10 protein-coding genes are annotated in these 13,421 nt (G+C 37.2%); all 10 read right to left on the reverse strand.

Going from position 1 to position 13,421, the window contains the following annotated elements:
• Nucleotides 1–127: 127 nt before the first annotated feature.
• The 10 genes from BV60_RS0110115 to tgt all read right to left on the reverse strand — a co-directional run bounded on the left by BV60_RS0110115 (nucleotide 128) and on the right by tgt (nucleotide 13,371).
• Nucleotides 128–1,363, reverse strand: coding sequence for a DUF1015 domain-containing protein (locus BV60_RS0110115; RefSeq protein ID WP_029321457.1), 1,236 nt, complete (start codon nucleotides 1,361–1,363; stop codon nucleotides 128–130).
• Nucleotides 1,364–1,365: 2 nt separating this feature from the next.
• Complete coding sequence (locus BV60_RS0110120) at nucleotides 1,366–2,535, reverse strand: phosphoglycerate dehydrogenase (RefSeq protein WP_029321459.1); 1,170 nt, start codon at nucleotides 2,533–2,535, stop codon at nucleotides 1,366–1,368.
• Nucleotides 2,536–2,559: 24 nt separating this feature from the next.
• Entirely contained in the window at nucleotides 2,560–3,642 is a 1,083-nt protein-coding gene (gene serC, locus BV60_RS0110125) for a 3-phosphoserine/phosphohydroxythreonine transaminase (RefSeq protein ID WP_029321461.1), read from the reverse strand.
• 360 nt (nucleotides 3,643–4,002) lie between these two features.
• The gene (locus tag BV60_RS0110130) at nucleotides 4,003–5,496 is read right to left on the reverse strand and encodes a L,D-transpeptidase (RefSeq protein ID WP_081846642.1); all 1,494 of its coding nucleotides are present in this window, start codon (nucleotides 5,494–5,496) and stop codon (nucleotides 4,003–4,005) included.
• Between the two features lie 19 nt (nucleotides 5,497–5,515).
• Nucleotides 5,516–7,201, reverse strand: coding sequence for a biosynthetic-type acetolactate synthase large subunit (gene ilvB / locus BV60_RS0110135; RefSeq protein ID WP_029321465.1), 1,686 nt, complete (start codon nucleotides 7,199–7,201; stop codon nucleotides 5,516–5,518).
• Nucleotides 7,202–7,246: 45 nt separating this feature from the next.
• Complete coding sequence (gene ilvD / locus BV60_RS0110140; protein WP_029321466.1) at nucleotides 7,247–8,911, reverse strand: dihydroxy-acid dehydratase; 1,665 nt, start codon at nucleotides 8,909–8,911, stop codon at nucleotides 7,247–7,249.
• A 21-nt stretch (nucleotides 8,912–8,932) separates the two neighbouring features.
• The gene (locus tag BV60_RS0110145) at nucleotides 8,933–10,576 is read right to left on the reverse strand and encodes a glycosyltransferase family 39 protein (protein ID WP_029321468.1); all 1,644 of its coding nucleotides are present in this window, start codon (nucleotides 10,574–10,576) and stop codon (nucleotides 8,933–8,935) included.
• Entirely contained in the window at nucleotides 10,551–11,657 is a 1,107-nt protein-coding gene (gene leuB, locus BV60_RS0110150) for a 3-isopropylmalate dehydrogenase (protein WP_029321470.1), read from the reverse strand. The genes BV60_RS0110145 and leuB overlap by 26 nt, the downstream gene beginning before the upstream one ends.
• A 90-nt stretch (nucleotides 11,658–11,747) precedes the next feature.
• The gene (gene yajC, locus BV60_RS0110155) at nucleotides 11,748–12,113 is read right to left on the reverse strand and encodes a preprotein translocase subunit YajC (RefSeq protein ID WP_029321472.1); all 366 of its coding nucleotides are present in this window, start codon (nucleotides 12,111–12,113) and stop codon (nucleotides 11,748–11,750) included.
• A 76-nt stretch (nucleotides 12,114–12,189) separates the two neighbouring features.
• Entirely contained in the window at nucleotides 12,190–13,371 is a 1,182-nt protein-coding gene (gene tgt, locus BV60_RS0110160) for a tRNA guanosine(34) transglycosylase Tgt (RefSeq protein WP_029321474.1), read from the reverse strand.
• Nucleotides 13,372–13,421: the final 50 nt, after the last annotated feature.

Consider the following 13,421-nt stretch of genomic DNA (forward strand, 5'->3'; position numbering starts at 1 on the left):
CCATTATATATTATTTTATTGCTCACTATAAGATAGAAAAAAGAGCAATATGCCATATGGCATACTGCCCTCTTTAAATCTTTTTTTCAGGCAAAAACATCTTAACATTAATATACTCAAAGTCAAGTTAAATTGCATGAATAAACAGTCCACTTAAAAGCTTTGGTTCAAACCATGTGGATTTTGGAGGCATAAGCAGTCCTGCGTCTGCAACTGCAAAGAGTTCATGGATATCTGTAGGGTACATTGCAAATGCCAAAACACAGTCTTCATTGCACCTTTTTTCTAGTTCCGAAAGCCCTCTTATGCCACCAACAAAGTCGATTCTTGGATCATTTTTAGGATCATTGATATTCAAAAGAGGCGAAAGTACATAGTTTTGTAATATGCTGACATCCAGTCCGTCAACAGCATCACTGCTTTTGATATCATCATGCGCAGATAGTCTGAACCATTTCCCGGCAACAAGCATTCCCATTTCGCACTTTCTGGCTGGTTTAACCGCAGTGTTCTCAGGGATTACATCAAATTTTTCTTTTATCTTTTCAATGAACTCTTCTGATGTCATACCGTTTAAATCTTTAATAACACGATTATAGTCCATTATCATGAGTTCACTGTCAGGAAAAAGAACAGACAGAAAATAATCATACTCTTTATTACCGTTTGCATCAGGATCTTCTGTTCTTCTTTTCTTTGCCACCTTTACAGCGGATGCACACCTATGATGTCCGTCAGCAATATAAATGCTGTCCATTGTCTTAAAAGCATTGGCAATTTTTGTAACTTCCTCATCTTTGTCTACGATAAAAACTCTGCTTTTTACGCCTTCCTTTGTGACAAAATCATATAAAGGTTCATCCTCTGTTTTAACTCTGTTTATTACTTCTCTGATAGAATCGTTTTCTCTATAGCACAAGAAAATAGGGCCGGTCTGAGCATTGCATGAATCAACATGGTGAATCCTGTCTGCTTCCTTTTTAGCAAGTGTGTTCTCGTGCTTTTTTATTATATTATTATCATAGTCATCAACAGAACTGCACGCTACAATACCTGTCTGTATTCTGCCATCCATTCTCTGTTCATACAGGTAATAGCATGGCTTCTCATCATGTACAAAGGTACCGTTTTGTATTTTCTCCCAAAGCATATCATGTGCTTTCTGATAAACCTCATTGGCATACATATCATAATCTTCGGGAAACTGAGTCTCAGGTCTGTCAATAGCAAGAAATGACATAGGCTCTCTTATAACTTCGGCTCTTGCTTCCTCTCTGTTATATACATCATAAGGAAGTGCTGCAACTTTATCAGCAATATCTTTTCTCGGTCTATATGCAGCAAAAGCTCTTATATCAGCCATGTTTATACGTCCTTTCTTACTACACGAACTCTTATTACATCATCAATGCTTTGAATGTCCTTTACAAGCTCATCAGAAATACTACTTTCTACATCGATAATTGTATAAGCAAAATCACCTCTTGACTTATTTGTCATATTAGAAATGTTATAGTCAGCGTTTCCGAGAACCTGGGTAAATTTACCGATCATACCGGAAACATTCTTATGAATTATGGCAAGACGCGGTCCTGTGCAGATTCCCTGCTCACATCTTGGCATATTTACAGAGTTAACAATGTTACCGTTTTCAAGGAAATCCTTCATCTGAAGTACTGCCTTAACAGCACAGTTATCTTCTGATTCTTCAGTAGATGCACCAAGGTGAGGAATTACGATACAGCCATCGTGTCCTGCAGTTACTGTATTCGGGAAATCCGTTACATACTTTCTGATTTTTCCTGAATTGATCCCTGAAAGGACATCAGCTTCATTACATAAGATATCTCTCGCAAGATTCAGGATGATAACACCCTTCTTCATCTTGGCGATAGCTTCCGCATTGATCATTCCCTTTGTATTCTCAAGCGCAGGTACATGTATTGTTATGATATCACATTTTGAATAAATATCATCAACGTTAGTTACATGCTTTACATCTGAAGAAAGACTCCATGCAGCATCTACAGAAAGATACGGATCATAACCATACACTTCCATACCAAGATTTCTTGCGGCATTTGCAACTCTCACACCAATTGCACCAAGGCCAATGATTCCAAGCTTTTTACCTGCAATTTCTGTTCCTGCAAACTTTTTCTTTGTTTTTTCCGTAAGCTTTGCAATTTCAGGGTCACCTGCATTGGCTCTAACCCATTCAACGCCGCCGATAATATCACGGGAAGCAATAAGCATTGCAGCAATTACCATTTCTTTAACACCGTTTGCATTTGCTCCGGGTGTATTAAACACAACAATTCCCTCTTCGGCACATCTGTCTACAGGAATATTGTTTACACCTGCACCTGCTCTTGCGATTGCAAGCAGATTATCAGAGAATTCCATTTCGTTCATATTTGCACTACGTACAAGAATTCCATCAGCATCGTCTATATTATCAACTGCTGTATACTGATCCGTAAAATTATTCAATCCGATTTTTGCGATTGGATTAAGGCATTTATATTTAAACATCTCTTTTATCCTTTCCGAAAACTATTATAAATTTGCTTTTTCAAAGCTCTCCATGAAATCAACAAGCTTTTGTACGCCTTCCTTGGGCATTGCATTGTATATACTAGCACGCATACCGCCTACTGTTCTGTGGCCCTTAAGACTTACAAGACCATTTGCGGTTGCTTCAGCAATGAACTTTGCATTGAGATCATCACTGCCTGTTACAAAAGGAACATTCATAAGTGATCTGTCTTCAGGTCTTACAGTTCCCTTGAACATCTTACTGTTATCAAGGAAATCATACAGAATTGCAGCCTTCTCTTCATTTCTTCTCTTCATCTCTGTAAGGCCACCCTGTTCCTTAAGCCATTTAAATACAAGACCACACATATAAATAGCCCAGCAGTTAGGAGTATTGTAAAGTGATCCATTATCTGCCTGTGTCTTCCACTTAAGCATTGTAGGTACATAATCAGGAACATCATCTCTTATAAGATCCTCTCTGATAATGCTTATAACAAGACCGGCAGGTCCGACATTCTTCTGAACACCACCATAAATAACACCGTAGTCGTTAACATTTACAGGCTCTGAAAGGAAGCATGAAGATACATCAGACACAAGAATATGTCCCTTTGCATTGGGAAGTTTCTTGAATTTTGTTCCGTATATTGTGTTATTTTCACAAATATACACGTAATCAGCATCCTCAGGAATTGCAAGATCAGAACAATCTGGAATGTATGAAAATGTTTTGTCGGCACTTGAAGCAACTTCTATTGCATCGCCATATTTCTTTGCTTCAGCAAGAGCTTTCTTAGCCCATTGGCCTGTAACAATATAAGCAGCCTTTTTGTTCTGCATAAGGTTCATGGGAACAGCTGCAAACTGCTGGCTAGCGCCTCCCTGAAGAAAAAGAACCTTGTAATTATCGGGAATGTTCATAAGATCCCTAATATCCTGTTCTGCAGTCTGAATAACCTGATCAAAAGCTTTTGATCTATGGCTCATTTCATTTATTGACATTCCGCTGCCATTGTAATCAAGCATTTCTGCTGCAGCCTGTTTCAAAACCTCTTCCGGAAGTACAGCCGGACCCGCACTAAAATTATAAACTCTGGACACTGAATAATTCCTCCTTTGGTTTAATAAAAACCGCAAAACATAAAATATTTTTTTGCAATTCTTTTATTCGAATTTCATTAACTTATGTATCATTCTAATCGTAAAATATTTTTTGTCAACTATATATATCATAATTAATGTTATTTTATTTATTTAATCAATTATTTAGCTTATTTTCGGGCTTTATTATTTTTTTTTAAATGATTTATTTATATTTTTCATGTAAAAATAGTATGCTTTTTAAGCAATTATACAAAAATTTATTTAGAGTTTTATTCTGTTTTTTATATAAACCATATCCAAACATAAAGAAAAAGCGTTCTAAAAAGAACGCTTTCCTCAATACAAAAATTCCATAATTTAATAATATAGCAATACAGGAACTCCTACTTCTACCTGATTGTATAGTTTTTCCATTAGATCCAAAGGTGAATTAATGCATCCATGTGAACCTGAGTGTTTGTATATTTCACCCCCAAATTCACTTCTCCATGTTGCATCATGTATCCCAATGCCTTTATTTACTCCAAGCCAAAAGTTAACATATGAAGCATAGTCCACACCTCTAAGAATTGTATGATATCGTTTATTGTAAATATGGTACAATCCTACAGGTGTTCCTCTTCCGAGCCCTGTATTTCCTGTAACAATGTCATACTCAATACAGATTCTCCCGTTTTTGTAATACCTTAGATGTTGTTTACCCATATCAACAAGTATGTATTCTTTTCCGAGATCTGCCCCATCAACAACTAATGATTTATTGGGAAAGACTACTTCTGATTCATCCGGACCTGTACCGTCAATTGAATTAATAAAGTTTTCGTATTCTTTATTCTCATCATATAACTTTCCGTTTTTATTTCCGCTAACATAAATAAGGCCTTTACCATCTTTTTGAAAACGATCTATACATTCATTTGTATCCAGATTACTAAGTCCCTTTTTTACAAAGTCAAAAACATTTGAGCAGCTTATAAGTATGTTTCCATCCTTATCTGTTATAAAATTTTCTTCAACTCTGTAATCAGTGGGAAATTCAATAACTTTATCCCCTGCAATAAAATATCCGCTTCCGGGATTATCTTCGGATTTTTCCTCATCTCTGGCTTTATCAAGCTTATCCAAAGTAATCATCCAGTCTGCATAATCAGAAGAACTTGCCTCAATTTTGTCATCAGCTACAAGTAATGAAGCCTTTGTTTTCTGTAAAGAATCAATCTTTTTAAAAAGGTCATATACCTTCTTATCATCATCTGTAGCAGCTACATCATCATAATAATCCGATAAAGAACTAACATTTACTTCATATTCTTTACTGGTAATACTGTTCTTTACAGAATCATAAATTTTTTCGAAATTTGCTTTTTTATTTGTGTATTCCTCAATGTAATAACCATCATCATTTCTTTTTAATTCATAATATGGCCTGTCTACATCTTCAAAAATACTCCAGGAAGAGAGAACCTCCCTTAACTTATTTTCATTAAAGCTCGGAGTTCCTGTAATCTCTCTGTCCCTGGCTATAAAAAAATTCCGTCCCCATATTAAAGGATTTTGTGAATCCATAATATTGGTTAATTCATCACTAAAGTCAACAGTAAAATCTATTGACTCAGAATCCACAAAAAAACATTCATTATTTGCTGCTGTAATAACAACTCCATTGTAGAAGCAATTATTTTTTAGTTCCATATTAGCTTCTTTAACAGTCTTACCTGTACAATAAACATTATTTATCCATGTTCCGTAAGCAAAACTGCCACTATAATAGAACCCCAGGAGCAAGTAAATTACTGCAAACGTCCCCAACGATAATCCTAATATTAAAAATAAAATTCCCCTCTTTTTCATACACACATCAAACAGATTTTTATGCTCTGTCTTTTCCTTCTAAATCTTTTTCATCAAAAGCTTCGCTTATAGAGCCTCCGGGTGACACCATAGGAAATACTTTTTCATCCGGATCAACTGCAATGTCGATTAGTACGGGTCCTTCAGCAGACAAAGCCTTTTTAAGGGCAGACTCAACATCATCCTTTTTATTTACACGAATAGCCTTACAGCCAAGAGCTTCCGCAACTTTGCAATAATCAACCTTATCTGAAAGTATTGTGTTTGAGTAATGCTGATTATAGTATAAGTTCTGCCATTGACGTACCATTCCGAGAACCTGGTTGTTAATCACAATTTCTATAACATGAATATTATATCTGCTTGCAGTTGCAAGCTCATTCATATTCATTCTAAAACAACCATCACCGGCTATATTTACAACAGTCTTATCAGGCATGCCAACCTTAGCGCCGATAGCTGCTCCCAAACCATACCCCATTGTTCCGAGTCCCCCTGAAGTAAGGAAAGTTCTCGGATGTTTGAATTTAAAGAACTGCGCAGTCCACATCTGATGCTGTCCAACATCTGTTGAAATAATTGCATCGCCTGATGTCAGCTTATCGAGTGTTTCAATAACATAGGGACATGTAAGTGCATCCTTGTCATATGCAAGAGGAAACTTTTTCTCATATTCCTTTATATGAGATATCCATTCAGTATGATTTTGCTGTGTAAGCTTCTCATTAATCTTACTTAAAACTTCTTTAAGATCTCCGACAATAGAAAAATCTACATGGATATTTTTGTTAATTTCCGCAGCATCAATATCTATCTGTAAAATTTTAGCTTTCTTTGCAAAAGTTTTAGCGTTACCTATTACTCTGTCAGAAAATCTTGCGCCAAGTGTAACAAGAAGATCGCATTCACTTACCCCAAAATTTGAGGTTTTTGTTCCATGCATACCGATCATTCCTGTATAAAGACTATGATGACCGCTAAATGCACCTTTACCCATAAGAGTATCACACACAGGTGCTTGTATTCTTTCCGCAAATGTAAGAAGCTCTTCATCTGCGCCGGAAATAACAGCACCACCACCAACATAAATGTATGGGCGTTTTGCATGCTCTATCATTTTAATTACAGCATTTATATCTTCATCCGTGTACTTTAAAGGCTTTTGTTTATGAATAGGCTTAGCAGGCTTGTAATCACATTTATTAGCAGTAACATCCTTAGTAATATCAACGATTACCGGTCCTGGTCTTCCGCTTCTTGCAATGTCAAATGCCTTCCTTATAGTATCTGCAAGTTGTTTAATGTCTTTAACAATATAGCCATGCTTTGTAATCGGCATTGTAATACCAACAATATCAACCTCCTGGAAAGTATCCTTTCCAAGAAGAGGAAGATTGACATTACAAGTGATGGCAACCATAGGAACAGAATCCATATATGCAGATGCGATACCGGTTACAAGATTTGTTGATCCCGGTCCGCTTGTCGCAAGGCAAACGCCAACTTTTCCTGTTGCTCTGGCATATCCGTCAGCAGCATGTGAAGCCCCCTGTTCATGTGATGTCAAAATATGTTTTATCTGATCCTGTTGCTTATATAATTCATCATAAACATTTAATATTGTTCCGCCCGGATATCCAAAAACCGTATCAACGCCCTGTTCTTTCAAGCATTCCAGGACGATTTGTGCTCCAGTAAGCTGCATAAATCAAGTACTCCTTTTAGTTATTTATAAAAGTATATCCCAAAATTATTTAATTTCCAGAATTGCTCCTCTGTTACCACTCGTTACCATTTTCTCATATCTTGAAAGATAGCCTGTTGTTACCTTTGGCTCTCTCGGTTTCCATTCAGCTTTTCTCTTAGCCATTTCTTCATCTGAAACCTTAACATCAAGTTTATTATTATTAATATCTATAGAAATGATATCTCCCTCTTTAACAAGAGCAATAGGTCCGCCAACAGCTGCTTCAGGAGATACATGACCTATAGAAGCACCACGGCTTGCGCCTGAAAAACGGCCATCGGTAATAAGTGCAACTGAAGCACCAAGTCCCATACCTGCAATTGCAGACGTAGGATTAAGCATTTCTCTCATACCGGGACCGCCCTTAGGTCCTTCATATCTGATTACGACAACATCGCCTTCAACAATCTTACCTCCAAGGATAGCTGATATTGCATCCTCTTCACAATCAAATACTCTTGCAGGTCCTTCATGAACCATCATCTCAGGAACAACTGCGGAGCGCTTTACTATTCCGGTCTCGGGAGCTAAGTTTCCTTTAAGAACAGCAATTCCACCATTAGGCATATATGGATTCTCAATAGGTCTGATAACTTCCGGATCCAGATTTCTTACACCGGCAATATTCTCACCTACAGTCTTACCGGTACATGTAATAAGATCAAGATGCAAAAGATCCTTTTTAGCAAGTTCAGACATTACAGCATATACACCACCCGCTTCATTTAAATCTTCCATATAGGTAGGGCCTGCAGGAGCAAGATGACAAAGGTTTGGTGTACGATCAGAAATTGCATTTGCTATCTCAGTATTAATTTCAACTCCTGCTTCATGAGCGATAGCCGGAATATGAAGCATGGTATTTGTTGAGCATCCAAGAGCCATATCCATAGCAAGTGCATTTTCAAAGGCTTCCTTAGTCATAATATCTCTTGGGCGAATATTTTTCTCAACAAGCTCCATTATTTTATAACCGGCTTTTTTAGCAAGTCTTATTCTTGCAGAATATACTGCAGGTATTGTTCCGTTGCCTCGTAAGCCCATACCAATAGCCTCTGTAAGGCAGTTCATTGAGTTAGCCGTATACATTCCGGAACATGATCCACAAGTAGGACAAGCCTTTTCTTCAAGTTCCATAAGCTCATCGTCTGTCATTTTTCCTGCAGATACACTTCCAACAGCTTCAAACATGGCACTAAGAGATTTCTTTTTACCATGAATACGACCTGCCATCATAGGACCACCGGAGCAGAAAATTGTAGGAATGTTCACTCTAGCAGCAGCCATAAGCAGTCCGGGAACATTTTTATCACAGTTTGGAATCATTACCATACCGTCAAATGCATGTGCCATAGCAAGACATTCTGTGCTATCAGCTACAAGGTCTCTGGTAACCAACGAATACTTCATACCAATATGACCCATTGCAATACCATCACATACAGCAATAGCAGGGACTATCACAGGCATTCCTCCGGCTTCAGCAACTCCGAGTTTTACTGCCTGCGCAATTCTGTCCAGTTCCATATGTCCGGGAATTATATCACTCTGTGAACTTACAATACCGATAAGTGGTTTCTTCCTCTCCTCAGCGGTAAAGCCAAGTGCATTAAACAAACTTCTGTGTGGTGCCTGTTGAAGTCCTTCCATTACACGATCACTGTTCATAAAAAACCTCCTTATATTTGCCTATTTCTTGTATAAAAGAAAATCTTCATTTTCATAGAAAATATAGTAATTTGAATTAACATAATCCCATGGGATTGTTTCGTAATTCAAATAACACTTCCAAAAATCAGGTCCTGTATAGCCTTCTACCATCATATTTTTGTCTATGAGTATATAATCACAATCATATATATCTGTATTTTCACATTCAATATCCCATCCGAATTTCAAAAGATATTGTTGATCGCAGTCAATTGCACAAATCTTTTTGGCATTTTCAGGATGTGCAATATAAAGTGCATTATAACAATTGGTCTCTCGATTACCAAGTTGATTGTGATAATCGGGTCTGGTTATCATCATCAAAGAAAATATAACCATAAGCAATACCGGAGTCACATAAATTAATCGCCTGATTTTCGCAAAATTATCATTTTTCCTTATGAAAAATCTTAGCATTACACTTATATGTTCCAGTACGAATGCGAAAATAAACGCAGTCAAAGCACCTGTATATGAAAAAACATGATAATAAGGCAACTTGGACTGAATTATGATCATGATAGGATATCCTATTAAATTAAAAATCATGATCAGATTAAAAATTGTTCTACTGTTCTCAAAATGCCTTATACATTCAAAAAATAAAATAATACAGGCAAAGATGGACATGACAATTGTAAAAACATTGAAATCAGGATACATGCATCCGCTTAAAGAATTAAACCAGTTTAAAAAATTCCTAAAGTAGTCACTCCTGCCAACATTTTGTATATAAGGCCGTGAAAGCATATAGCCCAATCCTTTTTCAGCACAGACAAAAGGATGCGAAAGAATAAGCTTTACATGTGACATACCAAAATATACTGAATTTTCATCCTTTATCAGGAAATTAGATCCTATTGAAAGCCATATGACAAGATAAAGTAAAAAAATGATCACAGCTGAAATAGCGCCTGTCACAATGCAGTTTTTCAGCCGTTTAAAATATCTACTATTCCATATCGAGCCCCGATAATCATATGTTCTATATCCATTAACAAGAAGAAAGACTGCTGCAGCCATACATGTTGGGATTACCCAGTAAATACTGCTTGGTAAGGTATACAACCCTAAAATCAACGCAATCGCAAACACGATATAATCGAAAAGTTTAAATTCACCGGATCTGCAAATTATCGTAAGCTGCCTTACAGTGATCAAAAAACATGTACATGCAAGTGTATACCCTCTCCCCTGCACAGACATCTCATTTACAAGCATATTGGAAAAATAGAGCACCATAGCCCCATAGGCGTACCAATCCTGCAGGAACCTTCTACATATTCTGTACACAAGATAAGGATTTAAAACAGCACAGAAAAAGGAAATACCCCGAAGGCCCATATATGAATTGCCAAACAGGTCAAGAAGAGACGCCAGCACTGAATATCCAACATGATTGTTGGGAAGCGGCCAATGAATAGCTGCGTATGCAGGCCCCCTGCTTATAAAATAATAATATGTATATAATTCATCATACCAGGGAGTAAGGTAAGTTGCGCGCCATATATAATAAAAGAACATCGCTATTACAGTGAGCACAACTACCATGTCAATAGGTTCCTGTGGCAGATAATCGTATAAAGTTAAATCCTCTTCAGCTTCTTTCGATTCTTGATGCAATTATATCTCCCATCTTTGAGCATCCGCATTTTTTGTTATCGTCGATGCTCTCATCACCTCTGATAAGATCAACTGTTCTGTAACCATCTTCAAGTGCATTTTTCACTGCATTTTCAATACTTTCAGCCTCTTTGTCCAGCTTGAATGTAAATTTAAGCATCATTGCAGCAGACAGAATGGTTGCTATAGGATTTGCAATATCCTTTCCTGCAATATCAGGAGCACTTCCATGACTCGGCTCATACAGGCCAAACTTGCTCTCGTTAAGTGATGCACTGGGAAGCATACCTATAGAACCTGTAATCATGCTGGCTTCATCTGACAAAATATCGCCAAACATATTCTCTGTAAGTATAACATCAAACTGAGACGGATCTTTGACAAGCTGCATAGCGCAATTATCAACAAGCATATGAGAAAGCTCAACTTCCGGATAATCAGCAGCAACTTCCTCCACAACTTTTCTCCAAAGCCTTGAAGAATCCAGAACATTCGCTTTATCCACACTGGTAACCTTCTTTGATCTCTGCATTGCTACGTCAAAAGCCTTTATTGCTATTCTTCTGATTTCACTTTCCTTATAAACAAGAGAATCAGTGGCAACAAGCTCACCATTAATTTCTTTTGTATATCTGTCACCAAAATACAATCCACCTGTAAGCTCACGCATAATAAGAAGATTGAATCCTTTTTCAGATGTCTCTGCCTTAAGCGGGCAGGCATCCTGAAGCTGAGGATATAAAAATGCAGGTCTTAAATTTGCAAATAGATTCAAGGATTTCCGAAGGCCAAGAAGACCGGCTTCGGGTCTGAGAGATGGCTCAAGCTTATACCAGGGAGAAGTCGACGTATTTCCTCCGATTGATCCCATAAGAACAGCATCAGCCTTTTTACATGTTTCAATAGTTTCTTCCGTGAGAGGCTTTCCAAATGCATCAATGGAAGCTCCTCCCATAAGGACATCGGTAAATTCGATTTCATGTCCGTAAACTTCACATACTTTTTCGAGTACTTTCTTTGCTTCTGAAACAATTTCCGGTCCTATACCATCACCAGGTATACAGGTTATCCCCATCTTCATATATTTTCTCCCTATATAATGATAGCCGGCAAAAAACTGTTCGCCGGCTGTCCACTTTATAATGCAGACTGAAACCAGTCTTCTTTTAAGTTACTTGGATTTCTCATCCTTAGAATTGTCCTTAACAGCATCTTCAGGCTTCTCAACCTCAACGATAGCTTCCTTAACCATAGGGATACGGCAATTCTTATTATTACCAAATTCAACGATTACAGTAGATGACTCATCATCGATATCAATAACAGTACCGATAAATCCTCCTGTAGTTCTCACGCTGTCACCTACAGCAAGCTGAGAAAGAATCTGTGCTTTCTGCTTCTGCTCTTTTCTCTGAGGGCGGATCATAATAAAATACAAAACCGCAAAAATAGCTACGTAAACCAGAATTATCATCATACTTCCGGTACCGTTTACAGCCCCAGCACTTTCAAGAGCCATTGTGTTAACAAAACTCATATCAACCTCCAAATTACCTTTTATTAAACATATGTAGTATCTTACAATTAATAGCACTTTTTAACAAGTACACAATTTAACCCTTTTTCCATCCTTTAGCAATATCATAGCGAACAGCGGGTTCTTCAGAATCAAATTCAAGCATTGCATCGAGTGTTTTTTTCTTGAATTCTTTAAATCTGCCTTCATCCAGAGCATCTCTTATATCTGTCATAAGGTGATTGTAAAAGTACAGATTATGTAATACGCACAATCTCATACCGAGCATTTCTCCGGACTTAAGAAGATGCCTTATATAGGCTCTGGAATATCTTCTACATGCAGGACAGTTACATCCTTCTTCTATCGGTCTGTCATCAAGCTCATACTTTGCATTTAAGAGATTTATATGTCCTCTTTTTGTATATAAATGTCCATGTCTTCCATTTCTGCTCGGATAAACACAATCAAAGAAATCAATTCCTCTGTCAACAGCTTCAAGAATATTCGCAGGTGTTCCAACTCCCATTAGATAAGTGGGTTTATCTTCCGGAAGATGTTCAGTAACAATATCAAGTACATGATACATTTCTTCATGCGTTTCACCCACAGCAAGTCCACCAACTGCATATCCATCAAGATTCATTTCAGAAATGCGCTTTGCGTGTTCTATTCTGAGATCATCAAAAATCGCACCCTGATTTATTCCAAACAACAACTGATTTTTATTTATTGTATCCGGAAGAGCATTTAGCCTGTTCATCTCATCCTGGCAACGCTTTAACCATCTGGTTGTTCTGTCAACAGACATTTTCACATAATCATGGTCAGCACGTGCAGAAGGACACTCATCAAATGCCATTGCAATTGTTGAAGCAATATGCGATTGGATTCTCATACTCTCTTCCGGACCCATAAATAGTTTATGACCATCAATATGAGATCTAAAGTAAACTCCTTCTTCCTTAATTCTTCTGTTTTCGGAAAGTGAGAAAACCTGAAATCCGCCGGAATCCGTTAAAATAGGTTTATTACAGTTCATAAACTTATGCAATCCACCCATTTTGTAAATAACATCATCACCGGGACGTAAATGAAGATGATATGTATTCGACAACACTACCTGAGTATCAATTTGTTCTAAATCCTCTGTAGATACAGCGCCTTTTATTGCAGCAACCGTAGCGACATTCATAAATACAGGAGTCTGAATGGTTCCGTGAACTGTTTGAAATTCAGCTCTTTTTGCCATTCCTTCCTTTTTTAATAATTTATACATTTTATACCTCTCATTTAAATATACTAAATATTTGCTGACTCAATCCTATC

Origin of the sequence: Butyrivibrio sp. AE3004 (assembly GCF_000703165.1) — a bacterium.
Lineage (GTDB): Bacteria > Bacillota > Clostridia > Lachnospirales > Lachnospiraceae > Butyrivibrio.

Coding starts and splice junctions, on each gene's coding strand:
- BV60_RS0110120 (WP_029321459.1), bottom strand. CDS start 2,535: ATGTTTAAATATAAATGCCTTAATCCAATCGCAAAAATCGGATTGAAT.
- ilvD (WP_029321466.1), bottom strand. CDS start 8,911: ATGAACAGTGATCGTGTAATGGAAGGACTTCAACAGGCACCACACAGA.
- leuB (WP_029321470.1), bottom strand. CDS start 11,657: ATGAAGATGGGGATAACCTGTATACCTGGTGATGGTATAGGACCGGAA.
- BV60_RS0110115 (WP_029321457.1), bottom strand. CDS start 1,363: ATGGCTGATATAAGAGCTTTTGCTGCATATAGACCGAGAAAAGATATT.
- yajC (WP_029321472.1), bottom strand. CDS start 12,113: ATGAGTTTTGTTAACACAATGGCTCTTGAAAGTGCTGGGGCTGTAAAC.
- BV60_RS0110130 (WP_081846642.1), bottom strand. CDS start 5,496: ATGAAAAAGAGGGGAATTTTATTTTTAATATTAGGATTATCGTTGGGG.
- ilvB (WP_029321465.1), bottom strand. CDS start 7,201: ATGCAGCTTACTGGAGCACAAATCGTCCTGGAATGCTTGAAAGAACAG.
- tgt (WP_029321474.1), bottom strand. CDS start 13,371: ATGTATAAATTATTAAAAAAGGAAGGAATGGCAAAAAGAGCTGAATTT.